This is a genomic window from Ruegeria sp. A4 (assembly GCF_056543025.1).
In genome coordinates, this window is sequence record NZ_JBQGAW010000009.1 from 80,310 (window position 1) to 105,619 (window position 25,310).

The following is a 25,310-nucleotide window of genomic DNA, read 5'->3' on the forward strand; positions in this document are numbered from 1 at the left end:
CCTGGAGACGAAGGTGCGGACCGGATGATTTCTGCTGACGATCTGATTGCGCTGGTCCGCAACTACAATCCCAAGACGAATGCTGACCGCATTGCGCTGGCCTATGAATTTGGCCAGCAGATGCACGAAGGGCAGTTCCGCCATTCCGGCGAGCCCTATTTCACCCATCCCGTTGCCGTTGCCGCCATCCTGACCGAACAGCGTCTGGATGATGCGACCATCATCACGGCGCTGCTTCACGACACGATCGAAGACACCAAGGCCAACTATGGCAAGGTGGCTGAACTTTTTGGGGATGAAGTCGCCAAACTGGTCGACGGCGTCACCAAGCTGACCAATCTGCAACTGTCCAGCCGCGAGACCAAGCAGGCCGAGAACTTCCGCAAGCTGTTCATGGCCATGTCCAAGGACTTGCGCGTGATTCTGGTCAAGCTCGCCGACCGTTTGCACAACATGCGGACGATCAAGGCGATGCGTCCCGAAAAACAGATCGTCAAGGCCCGCGAGACGATGGATATCTACGCACCGCTTGCGGGCCGGATGGGTATGCAGTGGATGCGCGAGGAACTCGAAGACCTGGCTTTCCGTGTCCTCAACCCTGAAGGCCGCCAGTCGATCATCCGCCGCTTTATCACCCTGCAACGCGAAACCGGCGACGTGATCCATCGCATCACCGGCGACATGCGGCACGAGTTGGAAAAGGCCGGGATCGAGGCCGAGGTGTTCGGCCGCGCCAAGAAACCCTATTCGATCTGGCGCAAGATGCAGGAAAAGGATCAGGGCTTCTCGCGCCTATCAGATATCTATGGGTTCCGCATCATCACCCAGACCGAGGAAGACTGCTATCGAACCCTGGGTGCCATCCACCAGCGCTGGCGCGCGGTGCCGGGGCGCTTCAAGGACTATATCAGCCAGCCCAAATCGAACGGTTACCGCTCGATCCACACCACGGTGTCGGGCCGGGACGGTAAACGGGTCGAGGTCCAGATCCGCACCCGCCAGATGCACGACGTGGCCGAAACCGGGGTTGCGGCGCATTGGTCCTATCGCGACGGTGTGCGCACCGAGAACCCGTTCGCCGTCGACCCGGCCAAATGGATTTCCAATCTGACCGAGCAGTTCGACAACGAGGAAGATCACGAAGACTTCCTCGAGGCCGTCAAGCTCGAGATGTATTCGGACCAGGTGTTCTGTTTCACCCCCAAGGGCGACGTGGTGAAGCTGCCGCGTGGCGCGACGCCGATCGATTTTGCCTATGCCATTCACACCCGGATCGGTCATGCCTGTGTTGGGGCCAAGGTTGATGGTATCCGCGTTCCGCTCTGGACGCGGCTCAAAAATGGCCAGTCCGTGGACATCATCACCGCCGATGGTCAGACGCCACAGGTCACGTGGCTGGAGATTGCAGTCACCGGCAAGGCCCGTACCGCCATTCGCCGCGCCCTGCGCGAAGTGGATCGGGAACGATTCATCAAGCTGGGCAAAGAACTGGCCCGTTCCGGGTTCGAGCATGTGGGCCGCAAGGCGACTGACAAAGCACTCGATACCGCGGCAAAACACCTGCGCCTGAAAGATCGGCACGAGTTACTGGCCCGCCTTGGCAGTGCCGAACTGACTGCGCACGAGGTGGTTCAGGCCGTCTATCCCGAACTTGCCAAGGACGAAGGCGACGCCATTCCGCTGCGCCGCGCGGTGATCGGCCTGGAGCCGGGGCAGAAGTTCGACCGGGCCCCCTGCTGTCAGCCGCTGCCGGGGGAACGCATCGTCGGCATCACCTATCGGGGCAAGGGCGTGGTCGTGCATGCCATCGATTGCGACCGGCTCAGCGAGTTCGAAGGCGAACCTGACCGGTGGGTCGATCTGCACTGGCACTCGGGCACGCACCCGGCCGTCTATGGCGCGACGCTGGATCTGACCATTGGCAACGATGCCGGGGTTCTGGGGCGTATTTGCACATTGATCGGCGAGAAAAAGGCCAATATCTCGAACCTCGAGTTTGTCGATCGCAAACCGGATTTTTACCGCCTTCTGATCAATGTCGAACTGCGCGACCTTGAACAGCTTCATTCACTCATGCTGATGCTGGAGGCGGAAAGCGATGTTGCTGCGGTCGAACGGTATCGGGATCAGGTCAAAACTTCGGTTGCGGCTGGCTGAGAAGGGGTGATCACGGGTGGTATTCAAGCGCCGAGACCGACGCTCTCCAGTCCAGATCGCATCGGATTTCGTCTATCCGCGTGGCGGATGGACCCGCGCCTTCCATTACGTGAAACACCGCGTCCGGCGCTTGCCGGATACCCCTGACCGGATCGCGCGCGGCATCGGGGCAGGGGTGTTTGCCGCCTTTACGCCGTTTTACGGGTTGCATTTTCTTGTCGCCGCCATCGGTGCCCGGCTGATCAAGGGAAACATTCTGGCCGCGCTCAGCGGCACGTTTTTCGGCAACCCGCTCACTTATGTTCCGATCGGGGTGATCTGTCTTCAGACCGGGCATTTCCTGCTGGGTACCGAATACGAAGAAGGCGACACACAAGGGCTGATGGGCAAATTCGCCAGCGCCATAGGGGATCTCAAGAACAATTTTCTGGCGTTGTTTACGGATCGCGTGGCCGACTGGCACGGGCTGTCGCAGTTCTACGATGACGTCTTCTATCCCTACATGATCGGTGGGATCATTCCGGGCGTCGTTGCGGGGGTGATCTGCTATTACCTCAGCCTGCCGCTGATCCTGACGTATCAGCAGCGCCGCCGCGCCAGGATCAAGGCGAAGTTCGAGGAAATCAAGCGTTTGGCCGAAGATTCGGCTGCCGTTTCCTCGGCAGAGCCTCTAGGCTCGGGCAAGAACATGCAAAAGGAATCGAGTGATGTCTGAGAACCATCTGCGTCTGGGTGTGAACATCGATCACGTGGCCACCGTGCGCAATGCGCGGGGTGGGGATTATCCAGATCCGCTGCGCGCCGCCAAACTGGCGGAAGAAGCGGGGGCGGATGGCATCACCGCGCACCTGCGCGAAGATCGGCGCCATATATCGGACGTCGATATCGACGGGCTGATGGAGGTTCTGTCGGTGCCGCTGAATTTTGAGATGGCCGCAACGCCCGAGATGCAGAAGATCGCCCTGCGCCACAAACCGCACGCGGTCTGCATCGTGCCCGAAAAGCGCGAAGAGCGCACCACCGAAGGCGGGCTTGAAGTCGCGCGCGAGGAAAACAAGCTGGCGCATTTCATCGCGCCTCTGCGTGATGCCGGCTGCCGCGTGTCGATCTTCATTGCCGCCGATCAGCGTCAGATCGAAGCTGCGCATCGCATCGGTGCCGAAGTGATCGAGCTGCACACCGGCGCCTATTGCGACGCCCATGCCGAAGGTCGCATGGAAGATGCCGAACGCGAGCTTGAGTCGCTGCGCCAGATGTCCACCTTCGCCCATGCGCTGGGGCTCGAGGTTCATGCGGGCCATGGCCTGACCTATGACACCGTAAAACCGGTTGCCGCCTTCCCAGAAGTCAAAGAGCTGAATATCGGTCATTTCCTGATTGGCGAGGCGATTTTTCTGGGCCTCACCCCGGCCGTTCAGGAAATGCGTCGCCTGATGGACGAGGCGCGCGCGTGATCACGCCCGGCTTTGTCGCCATCTGGCTGGCCTGGCTGATGGCGGGCGGCTCTCCGGGGCCTGCCACGATGGGCATTGCCGGAACCGCCATGAACGAAGGCCGCCGCGCCGGTCTGGTCTTTGCGCTGGGCATCTGTGCCGGGTCCGCCGCCTGGGGCATTGCCGCAGCGCTTGGCTTGTCGGCGATCATGCTGGCCAATGTCTGGGTTTTCGAGGTGATCCGCTATATCGGCGTGGCCTATCTGGGTTGGCTGGCCCTCAAGGCCCTGCGCCGCGCGATGACAGCGGATGAGGTCGCTTTGGGCAAACCGGTCACGGGCGCGCTGCCGACGATCTTCGCCAAAGGTGCCGCCATCCACCTGACGAACCCCAAGGCGATCCTCAGCTGGGGCTCGATCTATGCCATCGTCGCCCCCAGCGATGCCAGCCTGTCGATGCTGCTGGGCTATTTCGCCATGCTCTATGCCGGATCGCTGATGGTTTTCATCGGCTATGCCTTCCTGTTTTCCTCCGAGCGCATGGTCCGAACCTACCGCCGCGCCCGCCGCTGGTTCGATTTCGCCTTTGCCGGGTTCTTCGGGGTCGCGAGTTACAAGATTTTGACGGTGCGGTTGTCATGATCCTCGGCATCGGCACAGACCTCGCAAACATTGACCGCATCCAGGGCACGCTCGACCGGTTCGGCGACCGCTTCCGCAATCGTGTCTTCACCGACACCGAACAGCGCAAGGCCGAACGCCGTGTTGATACCGCCGGAACCTACGCCAAACGCTGGGCCGCGAAAGAGGCCTGTTCCAAGGCGCTGGGCACCGGTCTGCGCATGGGCATCGCGTGGAAGGACATGGCCGTCACCAATCTGCGCACCGGCCAACCGGTGATGCACGTGACCGGCTGGGCCGCCGAGCGCCTCAAGGAAATGACCCCCGACGGGCACGAGGCGATCATCCATGTCACCCTGACGGATGATCACCCCTGGGCGCAGGCTTTTGTGGTGATCGAGGCGCGTCCGGTTCAAGATCAGGCCGCGCAGCCTTGACTTGCCCCCATCCCCCCCGCATGTAGCAGCGAAGCCAAGCAAAGAACTGGAGCGAGCAGAATGGCCGAGGACGCCAAAACCGGAAATCCCGTCTGGGAGACGATCAAGACCATCGTCTACGCGCTGCTGATTGCCGGCGTGTTCCGCACCCTCTTCTTTCAACCGTTCTGGATCCCCTCGGGCTCGATGAAGCAGACGCTGCTGATCGGCGATTTCCTCTTCGTCAACAAGATGGCCTATGGCTATTCCTACGCATCCTGCCCCAGCCTGATCATCCCAAGCGTCGGCCTGAACGTGGATGCCGAAGATATCTGTGGCTGGATGCAGGGCGAAGACAATACCCGTATCTGGGGCGGTGATCCCGAACGTGGCGATGTCATCGTCTTTCGCCATCCGGTCACCGGACGTGACTATATCAAGCGCCTGATTGGGTTGCCGGGCGACCGGATCCAGGTCCGCAATGGCCAGATCATCCTCAATGGCACTCCGGTTCCTCAGCAGCCCGACGGCGTGTTTACCGAAATTGCCGAACCGCAAGGCCCGCAGCGCCTGCGCCCCCGCTGTGAAAACGGCCCTGTTGGAATAGGCGGCACCTGTGAAAAGTCGCGCCTGATCGAAACCCTGCCCAACGGTGTGTCTTATGACGTGTTGAACATCGGCAACCAGGCATCGGACAATACCGGCATCTATACCGTGCCCGAGGGCCATTATTTCTTCATGGGTGACAACCGTGACAATTCCAGCGACAGCCGTCTGCCGCAATCTGCCGGTGGTGTCGGATACGTGCCTTACGAAAACCTGATCGGTCGTGCCGACCGGATCATGTTCTCGTCCGCGGGCCGTTCGATGCTGTTCTTCTGGACATGGCGCGGTGATCGGTTCTTCAAGGCGGTCAATTGAAGCTCTCGGCTGAAATAAAGGCGTTCCAGCGGCGATTGGGGTATGAGTTCAAGAACCCCGAACTGCTGGTGCGCGCGCTGACCCATGGCTCGGTGTCTTCGTCCACCCGACCTGACAATCAGCGGCTGGAGTTTTTGGGAGACCGCGTTCTGGGCCTGGTCATGGCCACTGCGCTGCTTGAGGCCGACAAAAAGGCGTCCGAAGGTCAGTTGGCCCCACGGTTCAATGCACTGGTCCGCAAAGAGGCCTGCGCCGATGTAGCCCGCCAGATTGATCTGGGCGCGGTGCTGAAGCTCGGCCGGTCCGAAATGCTGTCCGGTGGCCGTCGCAAGCAAGCGCTGCTGGGCGACGCGATGGAGGCCGTGATCGCCGCCATCTATCGCGATGCCGGGTTCGAGGCTGCCCGCGATGTCATCCTGGCGCTTTGGGGGGACCGCATCCACAAGGTCGAGGCAGATGCGCGTGACGCCAAGACCTCTTTGCAGGAATGGGCGCAGGCGCGTGGGCAAAAGCCTCCCTCATACGTCGAGGTTAAACGCAGTGGCCCGGACCACGCCCCGATCTTCACCATTGCGGCCCGTCTTCAGGACGGCACCGAGGCGCAGGCCACCGCGGGATCCAAACGTCAGGCCGAACAGGCGGCGGCGAAAGCTCTGCTGGAACAGCTCAGCCCGGCCGGGTCTTCCTAGGTACATGCGGCTCAGACCAGCCCGGAAATCGGACGCCGCCAGCCTGGCGGCGCTGTCGATCGAAGTCTGGATCAGCACCTATCTGCGCCATGGCGTGAGCGCCTTCTTCGCCGAGTTCGCACTGTCCGAGTTCACCGCTGCACGGTTCGAAGCGCTGCTGGAAGAAGGCAAGGACCTTCTGATTGTTTCGGAAAACCGCGATGGCATAGATGGGTACATTCGGTTGGCAGAGGGCCGTCCCGCCCCGATCGACGGGCTGTCCGATCTTGAGATCGTGACCTTTTACGTGCAGCCGCGTCACCACGGAAAGGGCATCGGGTCAGCTTTGTTGCAGGTGGCCATCGACCATTGCCGCAACAAAGGCCGCACCGAAATTTGGCTGACGACCAATTCCGAAAACGCTCCGGCCATCGATTTCTACCTGTCCAAAGGTTTCCGTCAGGTCGGCGTCACGGATTTCCGTATCGCGAACCAAGTCTATCCGAACCACGTTCTAGCGTTGAACCTGCCACCACTGGGCTAGCGTCAAATCACCCGGATGAACCCGGTCAGCCCGGTTTTCTGGTGTTCGATCACGTGGCAATGAAACGCCCAGTCGCCGGGATTGTCCGCGACCAGCGCGATGTCGACGGTCTCGTCTTTCAGCAAAAGCATGGTATCAGACAGCAACGGTGGCAGTTTGCGCAGGTTCGACGTTAGCGGAACGAAGGCCAGCCCGTGCAGGTGGATCGGGTGCAGATTGGGCGATTCATTGCGCAGTCGCAGAACATAGCTCTTGCCCCGTTGCAGCACGGCCAGCGGCCCGGTTCCCTGCGCCGCATCGCCCGGCCAGGGCGTGCGGTTGATCGACCAGAAACTATAGCCCAAAGACCCGCAGAACCCGTCATTCGGGGCGCCGCCTTCCGGGGTCCAGCCGAACACGAACTCATGCAACTCGGCCTGATCAAGATCGGGGCGCGGGACAGGGTTTGCCCGCAATGGGCGCAGCTCTCGCAGGTCTCGCGCGATGGAGTGTCCCGTGGCTCGCAACCGGACCATGGCGCGGTGTTTCTGCCCGGGAAACTTTGCCATCAGCAGGGCTGATTGCCCCTCGCCGTCCGGCATCCGAACGGCCAAATCCACCCGTTGACCCGGGGCCAGCAAGAGCGGCTGGGCTGCTGTGGGCCGTGTCACGTCTGTTTCTACCGGATGTCCGTCCCATGCGATGATACGGGTCTCGGCCCCTTCGGGATGCAAGTTGTAGATACGGGTCGTGTCCGTGTTGACCACCCGTACGCGCACCAGGCTGCCCGCGGCGTGGTCATATACTGCCTCGCTCTGCCAATTGGCGGTCTGCACGTTGCCGAACGTGCCGGCCCGCGCCGCGCCGCGGGCGGTATAGGCCGGCAGAAACGCGTCATCTTCGTCCAGCCGGAAATCCCGCAGATTGATCACCTGTTCGCTGTCGAATCCCGGGTCTTCCAGTTCGACAATCACCATCACTCCGGTCAGCCCACGGGCCATCTGGTCCATCGTCATGCAATGGGGATGATACCAATACGTGCCCGCATCCGGCGGCGTGAGTTCATAAGTAAAGCTTTCGTTCTCGCCGATGGGCATCTGGGTCAGATAGGGCACACCGTCCATTTCGTTGCGGATGCGCAGCCCGTGCCAATGCATGGCAGTATAATCGGACAGTGTATTGCGCACCGTCAGACGCAATGTTTTGCCCTGGCGCCCGTAAAGAACCGGCGGCGGCGCATCCGGTGACAAGCTGACCATCCCCGTGGTCCGCTGACCGCGCAACCGATAGCTGGCAGGTTGTACCACCAGTTCGGACACGGGATCGCTGGCCGCCAGAGACAACCCTCCCAAACCCAAAGCACCGGCGGCGGCGCTGCTTCCAAGAAGAAACTCGCGACGTTTCATGAGAACCTCACTGAACGGATCTGATGCCGGGCTGGGATTGGCTGGGCGTCCGCGTCCATCTGACACCTCAAACGCAAGGCCGCAATGCGACAAATCCCTCTGGTCCGCCGGACCTTTCTGCTATAGGGGTGCGCACCTGCAAACAGGATCGCCAGACTCATGACCACACGCGCCGGATTTATCGCCCTGATCGGAGAGCCCAATGCGGGCAAGTCCACCCTGCTGAACCGCATGGTCGGGGCCAAGGTGTCGATCGTGACGCATAAGGTGCAGACCACCCGCGCGCGTATCCGCGGCGTGGCGATGGAGGGCGACGCGCAGCTGGTTTTCGTCGACACGCCCGGCCTGTTCAAACCCCGCCGCCGCCTGGATCGCGCCATGGTCGCCGCCGCATGGGGCGGGGCTGCGGATGCCGACATCGTTGTGCTTATGGTCGAGGCGCATCGTGGCATTACTGAAGGTGTCGAGCGCATCCTCGAAGGTCTGGAAGAGATCGGGCAAGGCCGCACGATCGCGTTGGCGATCAACAAGATCGACAAGGTGCCGTCCGAGAAGCTGCTGGCGCTGACCAGTGACCTGAACGCGCGTTACCCGTTTGCCGAAACCTTCATGATCTCTGCTGAAAAGGGACACGGCGTCGAGGACCTGCGCAAATGGCTGGCCTCGGAACTGCCCGAAGGCCCGTGGTTGTATCCCGAAGACCAGATCGCCGATCTGCCCCTGCGCATGATCGCCGCGGAAATGACGCGCGAGAAGCTGACCCTGCGCCTGCATCAGGAATTGCCCTATCAACTGACCGTCGAGACCGAAAACTGGGAAGAGCGCACAGACGGCTCTGCCAAGATCGATCAGGTCATCTATGTCATGCGCGACGGCCACAAAGGCATCGTGCTCGGCAAAAAGGGTGAGACGATCAAAGCCGTCAGCCAGGCCGCGCGCGCCGAGCTGGAAGAGTTCCTCGACCGCAGGATCCACCTGTTCCTGCAAGTGAAGGTCCGGCCCAATTGGCTGGAAGAATCCGAGCGGTATTCGGAAATGGGGCTGGATTTCAAAGACGGAAACGCATGACGCGGCTGACGGCGGAATTCTGGGTTCACGCCTATCTGGCGCGGCTGCGATTTCAGGATATCCCGGCCTATGTGGTGGCCCATGGCGATGACACCGCAGGCGCAGTTCTGGTCAAGCTGAACACACTGGACGGGCAGGCCGTTGCCTTCCAACGCAGCTTTGATCTGATGAGTGGCGAACGGAAATGGGTCGAACTCTCGTCCGGTCTTGAAGGTGACGTGGACCAAGCCATCCAGCGCCAACGCAGCTTTGACCCCGACCTCTGGGTGATCGAGGTCGAAGACCGGCAGGGGCGGCACCTGCTGGGCGAAGAAGGGCTGGAGTGACCAGTACTGAAGGGTCTTTGACGCAGAGACCAAAATGACTATTTTACCCCGGCAATTACACTGGCAGGGCTGGCTTGCCCTGTGGACAGGCGCAACCAAGAGGTGCTTTCGTGGCTGAAACGCTTGCTGAGAAACTGGAAAAATCGGAACTCGGCCACTGGATGCAGCGGTTCGAAAGCTTCATGGTCTTTGTCGGGGTTGTTGGTCCTTTTGCCACGCTTCCGCAACTGGTCAAGCTCTACTTTACCCATTCAGAACACGCTACTGGTCAGTCGCTTCTGTCCTGGTCGCTTTATGCCGGGCTGTCCTTCCTGTGGTTTGCGTATGGTCTGGTGGTGGGCAAGTTGCCCATCTATGTGGGCAACGGTATCTCGATGGTGCTGAACCTGCTGATGGTCATAGGAATTCTGGTTCATGCGGGTGTGACGTTCTGAACTTCACGCTGGCTTGGGACTTTCTTGTTTGCGGTCGCAGACGATGCGCGGGTTCATCAATCCGCGTCGCCAAAATAGACAAAGCTCATCTTGTTCCCGTCAGGGTCGCGTGCGTAGGCACCAAAAAAGTTCGGGCCATATTGGGGGCGGTCCCCCGGATCACCTTCGTTTGTTCCGCCATTTGCAAGCGCGGCCGCGTGCGCATCACGCACTTCTTCTGTGCTTTGGCACAACAGGCCAACCATGTTTCCGTTGCCGATCGTCGCGTCTTTTTTGTCGAACGGTGTCGCGACCCATATGCATCCGCCGCCGCGCAGCTCATAGCATACAGCATGCGGCATATACTCGGCGACGACCTTTCCGCCGATCCGGGGCATAACCGCGTCGTAATAGCTGCGTGCCTTGGCAACGTCGTTGGAACCGATCATGACGTAATTAAGAGACATTTTGGGAATCCCGCTTTAGAACATAAGAAGAACATTATGGCCTGAACGGGATTAAAGCAACGCATTCTTTTGCCCGCAGTTGGCGACACCCCGGACGACAGACGGGGTTTCCATCGGCCAAGGGGCAGCAGGCGCGTTCTGGCGGGGCACATTGGTGATCTGAATAATGGCGGCGGGTTCATGTTGAGGCACAACGGAATCCACCGTGGTCAGGTCTGGTCGCTATATCGTGCCGGACCGTTGCAATGAAAAGCCGATGCTCTGCCCTTCAGTCTATGCATGTCTTGGGATCACGCGCCATGTCCGCCGTTCCACCCGTCTTCGTACTCGCCCAACACCCTGGACAGGTGCAGCAGAGACGCAGAAAAGCGTGCGTAGACATCCCTCGACAACATCGGCTTGTTGTCATCCAGCACCTGCACGAGTTCGACAACGGTCGACGCAAATGTCTCATAGACCTGCATGTCGGCCGCTGTTGGGTCCGGTGTCCAGATTTCGTGTTCGTCGTAATATGTGGCGGGTTTCGGTTCGTCATCGATCATGGTGCGGCCCCTTCTGTTGAAGCGCAGTTGGGGGTCGCAAAAACGCGCACAAGCCGGGTGGCGCGAAGTCACAAAACTATGGCGGCTTCGGAAAAGAAAGCGCGCTGAAAAGGGGTTGAAGCACTTCCGCTCTTGCGTGCCAACGGCGCTTGGGATTTTCTGCGAACCAACCAAACCAGCAACAGGGTCAGGTTTTGGACTGGCGCGATCATGGAATACTCCTGACATTACGCCGCCATGGTGAAACAGCGGCGATCATCGAGGTCTTTACCGAAGGCCACGGGCGTCACGCCGGCGTGGTGCGTGGCGGGACCAGCCGCAAGATCGCGCCGATCCTGCAACCTGGGGCGCAACTGGAAGTGCTGTGGCGCGCGCGGCTGGAAGAACATATCGGCACCTTTCAGGTCGAACCCCTGCGGTCCCGCGCGGCAGCCGCGTTTTCAGGGCGGCTGGCACTGTCCGGGCTGAACGCGGTCGTTTCGCTGTTGTCCTTTTGTCTGCCCGAACGGGAACCACACCCCGCGCTTTATTCCCGGACGGAACAGTTGATGGATCTGTTGGGGCAGGATGAAGTCTGGCCTCTGGCCTATCTGCGGTGGGAGCTCGCGTTGCTTGACGAACTTGGCTTTGGCCTTGATCTGACAGCCTGCGCCGTGACCGGTGTGACCGAAGGGTTGATCTATGTATCCCCCAAAACAGGCCGGTCCGTCAGCGCCAATGGCGCCGGGGAATGGGCGGACAAGCTGTTGCCCCTGCCGCCCTGTCTGCGAGGTGAAGGCACTGCGCCCGATGTCGAGGTCGCAGAGGCCCTGCGCACGACCGGATATTTTCTGGAGCACCGCGTTGCTCCGTCTTTGGGGCATAATCCGCTGCCCGAAGCGCGGGCCCGGTTCGTGGATCAGGTCACTCGGCGGCTGTGAACACCATCTCGTGCCCGTCCTCGTTGCGCAGGATCAGCACATTGCCTGACACCTCGGATTGGGTCATGGCCATGAGGGCGGCAAAGTAGTACCCTTCCGCTTCGAGCCCCGCGCAGGCGGCGCGCGTCGCGTTGAGGTTCTGAACCTCAAACCACGGGTAGGGCGCGTTGAGTGTTCCGTCATAGCTGTTGCACGGAGCGTTCCCGGCAATCCTGCCTTCTTCCGGAAACCGCAGCAGAGCGCTCGCCTCATAGGGCTGACCATCGATCTCCCTCAGAACCCAGGTCTGGTCCGCCGCACCATAGGCGGCGACGGTTTCGTCTTTGTCGCATTGGAACAGTGCCAACAAGGGCAGGGTCAGGATCAGGCGAGTCATGGCTGGGTCTTAGTGCATAGGGGATGCCGTTGGAACCGGATCAGTAGGGAAGAGACCCGTTCAGCAGTTGCGCACGCACTTCCTGCCGGGGTTTCCAGTTATAGCGCGTATCTTCACGCACCGGCGCCCAGAACAACGCGCCACTGTTGCGCCAGGGATCAAGGATGATGCCGTCATACATCGAATCCCCCTTGGCGCTGATCAATGCCGAATGGTGGATGATGCGAAAAGACGTCGGCGGCGACGTGGCCCAGTGCAGATCCAGTGTTCGGAAGTTTTCTTGCCGCAGCCGCTTGGTCATCGCTTCTGCCCAATCGTTGCACAGCCCCTTTTCGCGGAACCCGTTGATGACTTTGGCGTTGTGGATGATGGCCGGATCGGTGACATTCCAGTCCCGCGCCAACTGCTGCGAGTAGGAATAGGCGATGGTGGCCGCCCTCTGAGCCTCGGTCGGATCGACATCCGGACCGAGCATTCGGATCGACCGGGCAAGCGCTTCGACATCGCTCTGATCGGCCGTTGGCGCAGGGGTGGTGCAGCCCGCAAGAACGAGCACCGCCAGAGTGGCGCAAAGTGCAAAGAAGGATCGGGTCATGCGGTGTACCAGGTGCTGATCGGGTTTTGGTCGGGTCAATCTGACGCTCTAACGGCGAATGGGCCGGGATCAAAGGGGAAGTTTGGATTGCTGCGGACACAGCTCGTCGTTGTCCTGCCGGTCAGAGATGCAGAAATGGTCCGTACAAAACGGAAGGTCCGCGGGTAGGAGGCGTACAAAACCTCAAAAATCAAGAAAAAGACCCGGCGCAACGGCCGGGTCAGTTGGGGAAACGGGCGCCGGTTCCGGTCACCCGAGCAGACGTCGTGCGATGACCTGTGCCTGAATCTCGGCCGCCCCTTCGAAAATGTTTAGAATGCGCGCGTCGCACAGAACGCGGCTGATCTTGTATTCCAGTGCAAAGCCGTTTCCGCCGTGGATTTGCAACCCGTTGTCGGCGGCTGCCCAGGCCACGCGGGCGCCCAGCAGCTTGGCCATGCCCGCCTCAAGGTCACAGCGTTGGCCGTGGTCTTTTTCCCACGCGCTGAAATAGGTCAGCTGGCGCGCGATCATGATCTCGACCGCCATCATTGCCAGCTTGCCCGAGACACGCGGGAAGTTGATCAGCGATTTGCCGAATTGCTTGCGGTCGATGGCATATTGCATGGCGATATCCAGCGCGCTTTGCGCCACGCCGATGGCGCGCGCGGCAGTCTGGATGCGGGCACTTTCAAAGGTTTCCATCAGCTGTTTGAAACCCTTGCCTTCTTCACCGCCCAGCAGGTTTTCACCCTTGACGTGGAAGCCATCAAAGCCCAGCTCGTATTCCTTCATGCCGCGGTATCCCAGAACCTCGATCTCCCCACCGGTCATGCCGGGGGTGGGGAAGGGATTGTCGTCGGTGCCCGGTGTCTTTTCCGCCAGGAACATGGACAGGCCGCGGTGATCTGTGCTGTCGGGATCGGTCCGCGCCAGCAAAGTCATGACATGGGTCCGCGCGGCGTGGGTGATCCAGGTCTTGTTGCCGGTGATCTGGTAATCACCGTTCTCGTCCTTCACGGCACGGGTGCGCAGGCTGCCAAGATCCGAGCCGGTGTTGGGTTCAGTAAATACAGCCGTCGGCAAAATCTCGGCGCTGGCCAGTTTTGGCAGCCAGTTGGCCTTTTGCTCGTCCGTGCCGCCGGCGATGATCAACTCGGCCGCGATTTCCGAACGGGTGCCCAGCGAGCCCACGCCGATATAGCCACGCGACAGTTCTTCGGAAACGACGCACATGGATGCTTTGGACAGTCCGAAACCGCCAAACTCTTCCGGGATGGTCAGCCCGAAAACGCCCATTTCCGCCAGTTCTTCGATGATTTCCAGCGGGATCAGCTCATCCTTGAGGTGCCATTCATGGGCGTAAGGTTCGACCTTTTCCTGCGCATAGCGGCGGAACTGGTCGCGGATCATTTCAAGTTCTTCGTCCAGACCCGACGCGCCGAACATGGTGGCGCCGGCCTGATCCTGCATCAGCTCGACCAAACGGCTACGTGCGGCTTGTGAATTCGCCTGCGCCATCAAGGTCTGTACTTCGGACGACTGAAAGCCCGACAGCGCATCCCAGCCGAGGCCCATATCCTGAAGGCGCACGACTTCGCCCTGGTTCATCGGGATGCCACCTGCGACCTGATGCAGGTACTCGCCAAAGGCTATCTGGTGAAGCAACTGCTCGAGTTCGCCGAACTTGCCTTCGGCCTGAAGTGCTTCGGCCCAGCGCTGCATCTGTTGCAGCGACTGGTTGTACGTGGCCAGCCATGCCAGTCCATGCGCGGCGGTCTGGTTTGCCTCGATCAAAGCGCCAGAGATACGGCCATCCGCCGAGACCATGCCGCGCACGGATTCGCGGGCTTTTTCAAAAACGGCTGCTACCGCGGGTACGGCAGCCCGGGTCAAGTTCAGAAGATCGGGCAAAACTGCAGCAGTTGTCATCTCGGTCATATCCTGTCCGTCGTGGGCCATGAATCGCGTCCTTTCCTCGGTCGTCTGGTCATATCATGCTGCACGTGCAGCGCAACAAAAATACTTATTTCGCTACGAAAAAGTTCAAATATTACCTCAACACTTTTGCAATGCAGAAGAAAATCCAGATGATATCTAGGGGACATGACCCTGTTTTCCATTCTTTCCCCGCAGGAACTGCTGATGGCCATGGCAATCGCGTTTGCCTCTGGATGGGTCAAAGGCATGGTTGGTTTCGCGATGCCCATGATTTTGGTGTCGGGGTTGAATTCATTTCTGCCGCCGGATCTGACCCTGGCGGGACTTATTCTGCCGACGCTGGTGACCAATGGGCTGCAGGCCCTACGCGGTGGCCGTGTCGCCGCGGTCGCCTCGATTCGGCGCTTTCGGGTTTTCCTTGTTGTTGGCGGTCTTCTTCTGCTGCTCAGCGCACAGTTGGTCGCATTGATCCCGGGGTCTGTCTTTCTGGTTCTGATGGGCAGCTTTGTGTCAGTTTTTGCGCTGTTACAGGTTCTGGGGTTCAGAATGGCGTTGAACCAACCCTCGACCGCAGTCGAGGCTGTGGTAGGTGGCGTAGCGGGGTTTGTTGGCGGCATGTCAGGAGTTTGGGGGCCTCCGACAGTTGCCTATCTGACGGCGCTGAACACCCCCAAGACCGAACAGATTCGAATTCAGGGCGTAATCTACGGTTTGGGGGCGGTTTTGTTGCTGGTCGCACATCTTGGATCAGGCATTCTGTATGCAGAAACACTTGAGTTTTCGGGAGCCCTGATCGTTCCGGCCCTGGCCGGGATGTGGATAGGCATGAAGCTGCAGGACCGTATTGATCAGGCAAGTTTTCGCAAAGCGACCTTGTTCGTTTTGCTGATTGCGGGCCTGAACCTGCTTCGACGCGGTTTGGTGGGGTAACGCGTCAACTCGGCCGCTTGTCGGCGAGCCAAAAAGCAAAATACAGGCCCAGCATCAGGAAGAACAAACCCGAGATATCGCCGATCAGGAATGCGATATATTCCACCGTCGCGCTGCCAAAAGCCAGGTTGGTCAACCCGGAGACAAGGAAGGACGTTACGATTCCGACGCCCATCACACATATCCAACAGGGTTTGCGATCCGGACGGGGAAACAGATCCCACCCGATTGCCTTCAGAAGATAAAACACGGTCGGGACCGTCAGAACCGCAATCGCCATGGCCATCAGGCGGCTGGGCAGGAAGACATCCGTTCCACCCAAATAGGCAAAAACGATGAACACGCCGGGCAATAATGCGAAAACGGCGCGCCACCCCAACAGCCAGGCTGTCAGAACCCGCACGCCATGCGGCAGAAACAACAGGCTCGCGCGGCTTGGGTATTCCGGGAAAAACACGTTCTGCAACGGCATCAGGACGGCGAATGTAAGGAACGACGCCAGCACATAGGCCAAAGAGGCCAAAAGCGTTTCAGTAGCCCACCCGCGCAAAGTAATCACGGCCTCTTGCGCGGGTGGATCGCATCATTTGGGTGCATGAACGATGTACCGTCCCCGGTTGGCGCTGCCGCTTTGAGAAAGATAGCCTTTTTCGACCAGCGATTTCAGCGCGCGAAAGAATGTTGGGCGCGAAACACTTTGAACCAACGTGTGCTCGATCAAACCGAATGTGCGCACCTCCTGATCGGACTTGGAAAGCTCTTCGGCGGCATAGTAGATGTCGCGTTCAACCGGAGATAGTTTCTCCAAGCCTAATGTACGCTCCATGCTTTGCATCAGCTTGCGCAGTTCGGTGAGTTTCGAGATCTCAGTCATAATGTTACCTATCGTTTGCCGTGTCATTTGCCGCCTAATTGCGACTGGTTGAGCCATGCTGAATGACGCGCAAGTCAGCAAGTCTCGTATTGACACTCATCCCCTCTCGCTTAGACTAGGTGACTGATTAGGTTGCTCAATCCAGCGTTGTGAGTGTGCGCACATGAGCGACCCCCAATCTAATTTCAGTCAGTGCCCGGCGCGAAAGTGCCGGGTTTTTTCGTCTTAGCGACTATCAGGGCTAGCGCAAATTGCATTTTGAAACAACGCAATTGTATGTGCTTTTTGCGACAAACAACCTTAGCAAGAAGTACAGTGGGCGAAATAAAATAGGGGCGCTGTGGCCCCTTTCTCCAATTTACCCAATTGCAACAGCTTTGATGTCGTCGTCAATGAAGGGCAGATATTGTTCAAAGTTCTCGGCAAACATCTGCACCAGTTTTTCGGCCTGTTTGTCGAAGGCTGCCTGATCGTCCCAGGTACGGCGCGGGTCCAGCAGAACTTCGGCAACCCCCGGGACAGAGACCGGAACGTCAAAGCCGAAATTGGCATCCTTGCGGAATTCGGCGTCGCGCAGAGACCCTTCCAGAGCGGCGGTCAGCAAGGCGCGTGTCGCGCGGATCGGCATCCGGCTGCCCACGCCATAGGCGCCGCCGGTCCAGCCGGTATTCACAAGCCAGCAGGTCGCGCCGTGCTGGGCGATCTTGTCGCGCAGCAGGTTGCCGTATTCCTCAGGACGACGCGGCATGAACGGCGCGCCGAAACAGGTCGAGAATGTTGGCTGCGGCTCGGTGATGCCACGTTCGGTCCCGGCCACTTTTGACGTGAACCCTGACAGGAAGTGATACATGGCCTGGGCCGGCGTCAGCCGCGCGATCGGAGGCAGCACGCCGAAGGCGTCGCAGGTCAGCATGATGATGTTCTTCGGGTGACCACCCAGTGCGCTTTTGGATGCGTTCGAGATATACTCGAGCGGATAGGCGCAGCGCATGTTGGCGGTCAGCGAGTCATCGTCGAAATCCAGTTCCTTGGTTTCGGGGTCGAAGACCATGTTTTCGATCACGGTTCCGAACTTCGAAGTGGTGGCGTAGATTTCCGGCTCTGCCTCGGCATTCAGGTTGATGGTCTTGGCATAGCAACCGCCTTCGAAGTTGAAGGTACCGCGATCGGACCAGCCGTGCTCGTCATCCCCGATCAGAATGCGCGAAGGATCGGCGGACAAGGTGGTCTTTCCGGTGCCGGACAGGCCAAAGAACACGGCCGTATCGACCGGGTTGCCAACAGCATGGTTGGCCGAACAATGCATCGGCATCACGCCCTTTTCGGGAAGCATGTAGTTCAGCAGGGTGAAAACGGACTTCTTGTTTTCACCGGCATATTCAGTGCCGCCGATCAGGATCAGTTTGCGGTCGAAGTTCATTGCAATCACGGTCTCGCTGCGGCAACCGTGCTTTGCCGGGTCGGCCTGAAAGCTGGGGCAGTTGATGACGGTGAAATCGGCCGTGAACTCATCCAGGTCTTCGCGGTCCGGGCGACGCAGCAGGTGGCGGATGAACAGGTTGTGCCATGCCAGTTCGGTAATCATTCGTACATTGATCGCATAAGCCGGGTCCGCGCCACCGACGAGGTCCTGTACGAAATAGTCGCGGCCCTTCATGTGGGCCAGCATGTCTTCGTACAGTGCGTCAAAGCCCTCGGGGCTCATTTCGGCATTGTTTTCCCACCAAATGGTGTCGGCAACGCTGTCGGTCTTGACGACGTGTTTGTCCTTGGGTGACCGGCCGGTGAACTTGCCGGTGGTAACCAGGAACGCTCCACCATTGCCAAGTGTGCCTTCGCCGCGCTTCAGCGCCTCTTCGATCAGCGCCGGTTCCATGAAGTTGTAATAGACATTGCCCAGACCCTCGATGCCCTGATCTTCGAGGCGGAATTGCGGGTTAACCCGTCCAGATGTCATGTGTGTCTTCTCCTGTGGCGGCGCGAAGGTCGTTGGCCGTTGCGCCTTTGGGGCAGTGAGCCGGGAAAACCGGCGGCTGAGCGCGTCTTATCACGGTCGTTCATGGCATGAACAGGCGGGTTTGACGCAGTTAGCGCAACCAAGTTCGGGTTTAGCGCCATCAGAAATTCAATGTCGGAAAAGCGGGCAGATTTTTGCGGGCATCAAGGCAAATTTGCCGCAGACCTGCCGCAACAAAGGCATGATTCGCAGTTACGGATTGATTCGGCGTCTTAAAACCGCCAACAATGCCTTACAAATAAGCGAATTATTGCGCGAGTGAGCAGGAATAGGGGTGAGCCCGATGTCAAAGATTGCACTTGTGGATGACGATAGAAACATTCTTACGTCTGTATCCATGACCCTCGAAGCCGAAGGTTTCGAGGTTGAAACATATAATGATGGCCAGGCCGCGTTGGATGCGTTCAACAAGAAACTGCCGGACATGGCTGTTCTGGATATTAAGATGCCGCGGATGGACGGCATGGATCTGTTGCAACGGCTGCGTCAGAAGACGCAGATGCCGGTGATCTTCCTGACCTCGAAAGACGATGAGATCGACGAGGTGCTGGGCCTGCGCATGGGCGCGGATGACTATGTAAAGAAGCCTTTTTCGCAGCGTCTGCTGGTCGAACGCATTCGGGCCTTGCTGCGCCGCCAAGAGGCCACAAGCGGCGATGCGGTCGCATCCAACAGCAGTGACACCAAAGTCATGGAACGCGGCGACCTGAGAATGGATCCGCTGCGCCATGCGGTCAGCTGGAAGGGCAATGATGTGTCCCTGACCGTGACCGAGTTCCTGCTGCTTCAGGCCCTGGCCCAACGTCCGGGATTCGTCAAAAGCCGCGACCAATTGATGGATGTCGCCTATGATGATCAGGTCTATGTGGATGATCGGACGATCGACAGCCACATAAAGCGTCTGCGGAAAAAGATGCGTGCGGCTGATCCCGAGTTCTCGGCGATTGAGACCTTGTATGGTATCGGTTACCGGTACAACGAAGAATAGGCGCGGCCGCCTGCAAGAGGTAATGGGGTCTCGTGCGCGACACCGAACAAGCCAGCGAATTGCGCGACGGTGACGTCGTTCTTGGGGATGACTGGGTCATTCCCCAGGACCCCGAGTCAGCGGAGCTGAGGGAAAAGCGATCGCGGAGAAACCTGTTTTCGCTGCGTGGTTCGCCCCTGGCGCGCAAAATCATCACGTTCAACCTGATCGCTCTGGTGATCCTGGTCACCGGGTTGTTGTATCTGGACGACTCGCGAAAAGAGAAGGTTCAGCAGACCGCCCGCAATCTGCTGGGCGATGCGCAACTTGTCAGCAACGTTTTTGAAACCCAGTTGCGTCAGGGCGCACAGCAATCCGGGCAGAATGCCGGGAACCTGGACGTCAAGGATACCCTGTCTGGCCTCACCTTGCCCGAAGGGGGCGAGGTTTTTGTTTATGACGCCAGTGGCACGCTGATCGGCTGGACACGTGGTGCCCCGCAAGCCTCTGACATGCCGGTTCTTCTGCAATCCGAGGCCGAGATGCAGACCGGCAGTACGGTGATCAGCGACACGCTGAATGCCGTTTGGACGGGTTTGTCAAACCTGCTCAACTGGTCGACTGAAACCGAGGCACCGACGTTGGCGCAGCGTGTTCAGACCATTATTCCACAAGCGATTGCCGGTCAAAGTCAGGTGCAGGCGGTACAGGATGGCGCGGGTGAGACGGTCATCGTGGCTGCGGCACCAATTCTTTATCAGGATGTACCCGCCGGCGCGGTGGCGATTACCGGCCCGGCTGGTGAAATCGACGCGCTTGCCCGCCGCGAGCAGGAGCGCATTCTTCAGATGTTTGTCGTGGCCCTGCTGGTTTCCGTGGGCCTCAGCCTTGTCCTGGCCTCGACCATTGCCAACCCGCTGGCCGATCTGGCATCCGCGGCAGAGATGGGCAAGGACCGGGGCACGGGTGTCAATCCCGGGCGCATTCGCATTCCCGACCTCAGCGCCCGTCCTGATGAAATCGGACGCCTCAGCCGCGCTTTGCGGGGTATGGTGACCGCGCTCTACAACCGGATCGACGCAAACGAACAGTTTGCCGCCGATGTCGCCCATGAAATCAAAAACCCGCTGGCCAGCCTGCAATCCGCCGTGGGAACGTTGCGGATGGTCAAGCGCGAGGATCAGCGCGACAAGCTGCTGGACGTGATCGAGCATGACGTACGGCGTCTGGACCGGTTGGTCAGCGACATATCAAATGCGTCGCGTCTGGATGCGGAACTGGTCAAGGAAGAAGAGCAGCCCTTTGACCTGCTCAAGCTGCTGGGCAATCTCGGCCAGTATCTGGGTGAAGATGCACGCTCCAAGGGCATCGATTACATTACGGATCTTCCCTCTGAGCCAATTGTGATCAACGGGCTGGAAGCGCGTCTTGCGCAGGTCTTTGTCAATCTGATCACCAACGCCATTTCGTTCTGCGAGGAAAATGACGCAATTCGCGTCTGGGTCCGGCAGCGGGACAACCGCGTGCTGGTGGTTGTCGAAGACACCGGCCCGGGGATTCCCGAACAGGCGCTTACCAAAGTGTTCAAGCGTTTCTACTCGCAGCGTCCGGCGGAACATTTCGGCAATAATTCTGGCCTCGGCTTGGCGATTTCCAAGCAGATTGTCGAAGCCCATGGCGGGGTGATCTGGGCTGAGAACATCCGCCCGACAGAGGCCGATATTACATCGGATCCGCTGGGTGCCCGCTTTGTCGTGGGGTTGCCCGTCTAAATCCATGCATATTGATTCGTTGTCACTCGCGAAAGATCAGGGCAGCGCCTGTGTTCATGCCTCCTGCGTTTCGGTTGCCGGACGCGGGCTTTTGATCATCGGTGCTTCCGGCACAGGGAAGTCCGGGCTGGCGTTGCAAATGATGGCGTTCGGCGCGAAACTGGTCGCCGATGACCGAGTCAATTTGGAGATGCGGCAGAATCGGGTGATCGCTTCGGCCGTATCGCAGATCCGCGGTTTGATCGAGGCGCGCCAAATTGGCCTGATCAAAGCCGAACCCAGTGGTCCGGTTCCGCTGGATTACGTTGTGGATCTGGATCAGCCAGAGCCCGAGCGTCTGCCCGACCCTTTGACGGTTTCCGTGCTGAGGCAAACTGTTCCCTTGCTTCGGGGCGCGGGCGTGCCCAACTTGGCTGTAGCGATGATGCAGCTTCTAGGAAATGGGCGCGTAAACCCGGAATGGCCGAATTCATGACATCGCAAAGGCGGATCGTACTTGTCACGGGGCCCTCCGGGGCAGGAAGATCCACGGCCATTCATGTGCTGGAAGATCTGGGTTTTGAAGCCATCGACAATCTGCCGATGGGTCTTTTGTCGCGCTTGCTCGACAGTGCTGACAGCGACCGTCCGATGGCATTGGGTATAGATGCCCGTAACCGTGATTTTTCGACGATCGGTTTCATAGAATTGGCTGAAAAGCTGGGCCGCTTGGCGCAGGTCGATCTGACGGTTCTGTATCTGGATTGCAGTGATGATGTTCTGGTGCGCAGGTTTTCAGAAACCCGAAGGCGGCACCCCGTCGCCAAGAATGCCAGCCCGGAAACCGGCGTTCAGCGCGAAAAAGAGTTGCTGGCGCCGATACGAGAGATTGCGGATACGCTGATCGACACCAGCCTTCTGAACGTGCATCAGCTGCGGGAAGAGGTCGAGCACTGGTTCGCCCCGCAAGGCGGGCGGCATCTGGCGGTTTCCATCGAATCCTTTTCTTACAAACGTGGCCTTCCGCGTGGATTGGACATGGTGTTCGATTGCAGGTTTCTGGCGAATCCGTACTGGCGCCCGGAATTTCGCGCAGCGGATGGTCGAAACCCTGACGTTGCGCACTATGTGCAATCAGACGCTAACTACTTACCGTTTTTTGAACGTGTGCTGGACTTGCTGACCCTGTTGCTGCCGGCCTTTCGGGCCGAGGGCAAAGCGCATCTTTCCGTGGCGTTTGGGTGCACAGGGGGCCAGCACAGATCAGTTGCCCTGGCAGAGGCCGTTGCAAAGGCCCTTGCGGAAGATGGGCAGCAGGTGGCAATTAGGCATCGCGAGATGGAACGTCGGTCGTTGAATGTGAGGTCGGATTGATCGGAATTGTGATCGTTGCACATGGTGGGTTGGCTCAGGAATACCTGGCCGCCACACAACACGTGGTCGGACCACAGGCCAGCCTCGTGGCGGTCGCGATCGAGGCTGACCATGACCGGGAAGAAAAACAGGCCGAAATCTGCCGTGCCGCTGACGAAGTGGACACCGGCGATGGTGTCGTTGTTGTCACCGACCTCTTTGGCGGAAGCCCCTCGAATCTCAGCCTGCGTGCCTGCGCGCCTCAGGACCGGCGTATTCTGTATGGGGCAAACCTGCCGATGCTGATCAAATTGGCTAAAAGTCGCCACTTGCCCATTGGTGATGCCGTCCGTCAGGCAATGGAGGCTGGACGGAAGTACATCAATGCGCAGAATGTGACATTGGATTAAAAACGGATTATTGAATATGACGAGCCGAAGCCTGAAAATTATCAATGAAAAGGGCCTGCATGCACGCGCCTCGGCAAAGCTGGTTGAGGTTGTCGAGGGGTTCGATGCACATGCTGAGGTGTCAAAAGACGGACTTTCTGCATCAGGCGACAGCATCATGGGCCTTTTGATGTTGGCAGCATCGCGCGGAACAACTATTGACGTCGAGACGTCCGGGCCGGATGCTGAGGCATTGGCAGAAGCTCTGGAAACGCTTGTGAACGACAAGTTCGGAGAGGGGTTCTAAGCCACCCCGCCGGGACAGGAAGAACGGGAAGACCAGGAATTGGCGGAAACGACGCACGAGACCAAGACAAGCCCGGTGGTGGATGGGACCACAGATCAGGGTGAGATCTACGACCGTAGAACGCTGACCTATGCGAATTCATTCGACGATGCCTGGACAGCGACCGCCATTCGGGCCATCGAATGGTGCACAGGCAAGCTGACCATTTTGCGCATGGTCAACAAGTTCGAAAAAAAGAACGAATACTATCGCGGCCAGCGGTTCTGGGGCGGTGCCCTCAAGACTATGGGAATCGACCTGACCACACCGCAGGAACAGATTGATCGCATTCCCAAGACCGGCCCGGTTGTCGTCGTCGCCAACCACCCGCACGGAATGGTTGATGGCATGATTCTGGCAGAACTGATCGGCCGGGTACGCAGCGATTATCGCATCCTGACCCGTTCGGTTCTGACGGGTCTGGACGAAGCGGCCACGTCATTCATGATCCCGGTTCCGTTTCCACATGACCCCGAGGCGCAGGCCAAGATGCTGGAAATGCGCGGCAAAGCCATGGAACATCTCAAAAACGGTGGCGTTGTGGCGCTGTTCCCATCCGGTGTTGTGATGTCCTCGGATGATTGGTTCGGACCTGCGATCGAGCGGGAATGGAACGTGTTCACTGCCAAGATGATCCGCCGTTCTGGCGCGCGTGTGGTGCCGATTTTCTTTCCGGGCTGCAATTCACGCTGGTATCAGATCGCCAACCGTGTCTCTGCCATTCTTCGGCAGGGACTGTTGCTGCATGAGATCGTCCGATCCTGCAACAAACCCCAGTCGCCGGTGATCGGCGAACCGATTTCGGACCACGATATGGAGCTGCTGGAGCGCGACCCGCGCGGTTTCATGGCCTGGCTTAGAAATCATACCATGTCCCTGGGCAAGTCGGAACAGACCTGATCCGCGTCTTCATCTGGCCAAAAATATCCCGGGGGTGAGCCCGGACAAAGTCCGGGCGAGGGGGCTGGCCCCCTTCAGCGTGTCGGTACCGGAACTTCGCCTCGGTAATCATAAAAACCGCGCTCGGTCTTGCGCCCCAGCCACCCGGCCTCGACATATTTCGTCAGGAGAGGACAGGGACGATATTTGGTATCGGCCAACCCGTCATGCAGCACGTTCATGATCGCCAGACAGGTATCCAACCCGATGAAGTCCGCCAATTCCAGCGGGCCCATGGGATGATTCGCCCCAAGTTTCATGGACTGGTCGATGGATTGAACATTCCCCACACCTTCATAGAGTGTGTAGACAGCCTCGTTGATCATGGGCATCAGGATCCGGTTCACGATAAAGGCCGGGAAGTCTTCGGCGCTGGCTGCCGTTTTCCCCAACCGATCCACCACCGCTTTGCAGGCGTTGAAAGTTTCTTCATCCGTGGCGATGCCGCGGATCAATTCCACCAGCTGCATAACAGGGACAGGGTTCATGAAATGAAAACCCATGAATCGTTCGGGCCGATCCGTGCGGCTTGCCAGGCGGGTGATGGAAATCGAGGATGTATTTGACGTCAGAATCGTATGCGGCAGCAGGTGCGGTTGGAGGTCCTCGAAAATCGCCTGCTTGATCGTTTCCCGCTCGGTTGCTGCCTCAATAACCAGATCGGTTTGACCCAGTTTCGGCAGATCAAGCGTGGTCGTAATCCGTTTCAGCGCAGCCTTCATCGCCTCGTCGGTGATTTTGCCACGCGACGCCTGCCGCGCCAGGTTACCTTCGATCGTGGCAATGGCGTTTTCCAGAGCATCCTGGCTGACATCGTTCAGCAAGACGTCGTATCCCGCCAACGCCATAACATGGGCAATGCCGTTGCCCATTTGCCCCGCACCAATCACCCCGACCGATTTAACTTCCATGTTCAGCTGCCTTTGCCCTGTAGGATACCGCGACAGTATCGGCAGACCGGGGCAGGCGGCAA

Annotated in this window: 31 protein-coding genes; 21 read left to right on the forward strand and 10 right to left on the reverse strand. The window is 59.1% G+C overall.

From position 1 onward, the window contains the following. The first annotated feature begins 24 nt into the window (after nt 1-24). Genes ACR0E2_RS18405 through ACR0E2_RS18440 form a run of 8 tightly spaced genes read left to right on the forward strand, consistent with a single transcriptional unit; the run spans nt 25 to nt 6,759 of the window. Complete coding sequence (locus ACR0E2_RS18405; RefSeq protein ID WP_480447467.1) at nt 25-2,157, forward strand: RelA/SpoT family protein; 2,133 nt, start codon at nt 25-27, stop codon at nt 2,155-2,157. A gap of 16 nt (nt 2,158-2,173) precedes the next feature. After that, nucleotides 2,174-2,872, forward strand: coding sequence for a DUF2062 domain-containing protein (locus ACR0E2_RS18410; protein ID WP_152457077.1), 699 nt, complete (start codon nt 2,174-2,176; stop codon nt 2,870-2,872). Then, on the forward strand, nt 2,865-3,611 hold the full coding sequence (locus ACR0E2_RS18415; RefSeq protein ID WP_480447468.1) for a pyridoxine 5'-phosphate synthase: 747 nt from the start codon (nt 2,865-2,867) through the stop codon (nt 3,609-3,611). The genes ACR0E2_RS18410 and ACR0E2_RS18415 overlap by 8 nt, the downstream gene beginning before the upstream one ends. Next, nucleotides 3,608-4,231: a LysE family translocator gene (locus tag ACR0E2_RS18420; RefSeq protein WP_480447469.1), complete on the forward strand. Its 624-nt coding sequence runs from the start codon at nt 3,608-3,610 to the stop codon at nt 4,229-4,231. The genes ACR0E2_RS18415 and ACR0E2_RS18420 overlap by 4 nt, the downstream gene beginning before the upstream one ends. Beyond that, nucleotides 4,228-4,647: a holo-ACP synthase gene (acpS, locus tag ACR0E2_RS18425; protein ID WP_171642249.1), complete on the forward strand. Its 420-nt coding sequence runs from the start codon at nt 4,228-4,230 to the stop codon at nt 4,645-4,647. Before ACR0E2_RS18420 ends, acpS begins: the two co-directional genes overlap by 4 nt. Before the next feature lie 60 nt (nt 4,648-4,707). After that, nucleotides 4,708-5,547: a signal peptidase I gene (gene lepB, locus ACR0E2_RS18430; protein ID WP_171229134.1), complete on the forward strand. Its 840-nt coding sequence runs from the start codon at nt 4,708-4,710 to the stop codon at nt 5,545-5,547. Beyond that, entirely contained in the window at nt 5,544-6,236 is a 693-nt protein-coding gene (gene rnc / locus ACR0E2_RS18435) for a ribonuclease III (RefSeq protein ID WP_152457083.1), read from the forward strand. The genes lepB and rnc overlap by 4 nt, the downstream gene beginning before the upstream one ends. Before the next feature lie 4 nt (nt 6,237-6,240). Beyond that, nucleotides 6,241-6,759 carry a GNAT family N-acetyltransferase gene (locus ACR0E2_RS18440; protein WP_171229133.1) on the forward strand — a complete coding sequence of 173 codons (519 nt, stop codon included), beginning with the start codon at nt 6,241-6,243 and terminating at the stop codon, nt 6,757-6,759. Between the two features lie 2 nt (nt 6,760-6,761). Here the strand turns inward: ACR0E2_RS18440 and ACR0E2_RS18445 are convergent, their stop codons facing one another. Next, nucleotides 6,762-8,144 (reverse strand): multicopper oxidase family protein, encoded by a 1,383-nt coding sequence (locus tag ACR0E2_RS18445; protein ID WP_480447470.1) that lies wholly within the window; start codon nt 8,142-8,144, stop codon nt 6,762-6,764. Nucleotides 8,145-8,303: 159 nt separating this feature from the next. Here ACR0E2_RS18445 and era point away from each other — a divergent pair, with 159 nt between their 5' ends. From era to ACR0E2_RS18460, 3 genes are all read left to right on the forward strand, one after another. Continuing rightward, a complete protein-coding gene (era, locus tag ACR0E2_RS18450) occupies nt 8,304-9,212 on the forward strand; it encodes a GTPase Era (RefSeq protein WP_171229131.1) in 909 nt (302 codons plus the stop codon). Continuing rightward, nucleotides 9,209-9,538 (forward strand): DUF1491 family protein, encoded by a 330-nt coding sequence (locus ACR0E2_RS18455; RefSeq protein WP_152457087.1) that lies wholly within the window; start codon nt 9,209-9,211, stop codon nt 9,536-9,538. Before era ends, ACR0E2_RS18455 begins: the two co-directional genes overlap by 4 nt. 110 nt (nt 9,539-9,648) lie before the next feature. Next, complete coding sequence (locus ACR0E2_RS18460; protein WP_152457088.1) at nt 9,649-9,972, forward strand: SemiSWEET transporter; 324 nt, start codon at nt 9,649-9,651, stop codon at nt 9,970-9,972. Between the two features lie 56 nt (nt 9,973-10,028). Here the strand turns inward: ACR0E2_RS18460 and ACR0E2_RS18465 are convergent, their stop codons facing one another. Continuing rightward, a complete protein-coding gene (locus ACR0E2_RS18465; RefSeq protein ID WP_152457089.1) occupies nt 10,029-10,418 on the reverse strand; it encodes a VOC family protein in 390 nt (129 codons plus the stop codon). Nucleotides 10,419-10,708: 290 nt separating this feature from the next. After that, the gene (locus ACR0E2_RS18470) at nt 10,709-10,960 is read right to left on the reverse strand and encodes a hypothetical protein (RefSeq protein ID WP_224858912.1); all 252 of its coding nucleotides are present in this window, start codon (nt 10,958-10,960) and stop codon (nt 10,709-10,711) included. A gap of 194 nt (nt 10,961-11,154) precedes the next feature. Here ACR0E2_RS18470 and recO point away from each other — a divergent pair, with 194 nt between their 5' ends. Continuing rightward, nucleotides 11,155-11,880: a DNA repair protein RecO gene (recO, locus tag ACR0E2_RS18475; RefSeq protein WP_480447486.1), complete on the forward strand. Its 726-nt coding sequence runs from the start codon at nt 11,155-11,157 to the stop codon at nt 11,878-11,880. Here the strand turns inward: recO and ACR0E2_RS18480 are convergent. From ACR0E2_RS18480 to ACR0E2_RS18490, 3 genes are all read right to left on the reverse strand, one after another. After that, nucleotides 11,864-12,256 (reverse strand): META domain-containing protein, encoded by a 393-nt coding sequence (locus ACR0E2_RS18480; RefSeq protein ID WP_480447471.1) that lies wholly within the window; start codon nt 12,254-12,256, stop codon nt 11,864-11,866. The genes recO and ACR0E2_RS18480 overlap by 17 nt on opposite strands. Before the next feature lie 40 nt (nt 12,257-12,296). Continuing rightward, complete coding sequence (locus ACR0E2_RS18485; RefSeq protein ID WP_480447472.1) at nt 12,297-12,851, reverse strand: hypothetical protein; 555 nt, start codon at nt 12,849-12,851, stop codon at nt 12,297-12,299. 249 nt (nt 12,852-13,100) lie between these two features. Beyond that, nucleotides 13,101-14,792 (reverse strand): acyl-CoA dehydrogenase family protein, encoded by a 1,692-nt coding sequence (locus tag ACR0E2_RS18490; protein ID WP_171232676.1) that lies wholly within the window; start codon nt 14,790-14,792, stop codon nt 13,101-13,103. 144 nt (nt 14,793-14,936) lie between these two features. Between ACR0E2_RS18490 and ACR0E2_RS18495 the strand changes: the two genes are divergently transcribed. Beyond that, a complete protein-coding gene (locus ACR0E2_RS18495; RefSeq protein ID WP_480447473.1) occupies nt 14,937-15,701 on the forward strand; it encodes a sulfite exporter TauE/SafE family protein in 765 nt (254 codons plus the stop codon). A 4-nt stretch (nt 15,702-15,705) separates the two neighbouring features. Here ACR0E2_RS18495 and ACR0E2_RS18500 read toward each other — a convergent pair whose 3' ends face one another. From ACR0E2_RS18500 to ACR0E2_RS18510, 3 genes are all read right to left on the reverse strand, one after another. After that, nucleotides 15,706-16,260 carry a hypothetical protein gene (locus tag ACR0E2_RS18500; protein WP_480447474.1) on the reverse strand — a complete coding sequence of 185 codons (555 nt, stop codon included), beginning with the start codon at nt 16,258-16,260 and terminating at the stop codon, nt 15,706-15,708. Nucleotides 16,261-16,284: 24 nt separating this feature from the next. Beyond that, the gene (locus ACR0E2_RS18505) at nt 16,285-16,575 is read right to left on the reverse strand and encodes a hypothetical protein (protein ID WP_152457096.1); all 291 of its coding nucleotides are present in this window, start codon (nt 16,573-16,575) and stop codon (nt 16,285-16,287) included. A gap of 358 nt (nt 16,576-16,933) precedes the next feature. Continuing rightward, nucleotides 16,934-18,532 (reverse strand): phosphoenolpyruvate carboxykinase, encoded by a 1,599-nt coding sequence (locus tag ACR0E2_RS18510; RefSeq protein ID WP_171205751.1) that lies wholly within the window; start codon nt 18,530-18,532, stop codon nt 16,934-16,936. Between ACR0E2_RS18510 and ACR0E2_RS18515 the strand changes: the two genes are divergently transcribed. The 8 genes from ACR0E2_RS18515 to ACR0E2_RS18550 are packed head-to-tail and all read left to right on the forward strand — an operon-like array spanning nt 18,531 to nt 24,298. Further along, nucleotides 18,531-18,854: a hypothetical protein gene (locus ACR0E2_RS18515; RefSeq protein WP_171169149.1), complete on the forward strand. Its 324-nt coding sequence runs from the start codon at nt 18,531-18,533 to the stop codon at nt 18,852-18,854. The two genes, ACR0E2_RS18510 and ACR0E2_RS18515, sit on opposite strands and share 2 nt — an antisense overlap. Before the next feature lie 21 nt (nt 18,855-18,875). Then, nucleotides 18,876-19,580, forward strand: coding sequence for a response regulator transcription factor (locus ACR0E2_RS18520; RefSeq protein WP_480447475.1), 705 nt, complete (start codon nt 18,876-18,878; stop codon nt 19,578-19,580). 32 nt (nt 19,581-19,612) lie between these two features. Then, the gene (locus ACR0E2_RS18525; protein ID WP_152457100.1) at nt 19,613-21,331 is read left to right on the forward strand and encodes a sensor histidine kinase; all 1,719 of its coding nucleotides are present in this window, start codon (nt 19,613-19,615) and stop codon (nt 21,329-21,331) included. A 4-nt stretch (nt 21,332-21,335) separates the two neighbouring features. After that, nucleotides 21,336-21,806 (forward strand): HPr kinase/phosphorylase, encoded by a 471-nt coding sequence (locus ACR0E2_RS18530; protein WP_171364565.1) that lies wholly within the window; start codon nt 21,336-21,338, stop codon nt 21,804-21,806. After that, nucleotides 21,803-22,684: an RNase adapter RapZ gene (gene rapZ / locus ACR0E2_RS18535; RefSeq protein WP_171120239.1), complete on the forward strand. Its 882-nt coding sequence runs from the start codon at nt 21,803-21,805 to the stop codon at nt 22,682-22,684. Before ACR0E2_RS18530 ends, rapZ begins: the two co-directional genes overlap by 4 nt. After that, the gene (locus tag ACR0E2_RS18540; protein WP_480447476.1) at nt 22,681-23,073 is read left to right on the forward strand and encodes a PTS sugar transporter subunit IIA; all 393 of its coding nucleotides are present in this window, start codon (nt 22,681-22,683) and stop codon (nt 23,071-23,073) included. Before rapZ ends, ACR0E2_RS18540 begins: the two co-directional genes overlap by 4 nt. A gap of 16 nt (nt 23,074-23,089) precedes the next feature. Continuing rightward, a complete protein-coding gene (locus tag ACR0E2_RS18545) occupies nt 23,090-23,359 on the forward strand; it encodes an HPr family phosphocarrier protein (protein ID WP_152457104.1) in 270 nt (89 codons plus the stop codon). Between the two features lie 39 nt (nt 23,360-23,398). Next, entirely contained in the window at nt 23,399-24,298 is a 900-nt protein-coding gene (locus tag ACR0E2_RS18550) for a lysophospholipid acyltransferase family protein (protein ID WP_480447477.1), read from the forward strand. Nucleotides 24,299-24,372: 74 nt separating this feature from the next. Here ACR0E2_RS18550 and ACR0E2_RS18555 read toward each other — a convergent pair whose 3' ends face one another. Further along, nucleotides 24,373-25,248 carry a 3-hydroxybutyryl-CoA dehydrogenase gene (locus ACR0E2_RS18555; protein WP_152457106.1) on the reverse strand — a complete coding sequence of 292 codons (876 nt, stop codon included), beginning with the start codon at nt 25,246-25,248 and terminating at the stop codon, nt 24,373-24,375. Between the last annotated feature and the right edge of the window lie 62 nt (nt 25,249-25,310).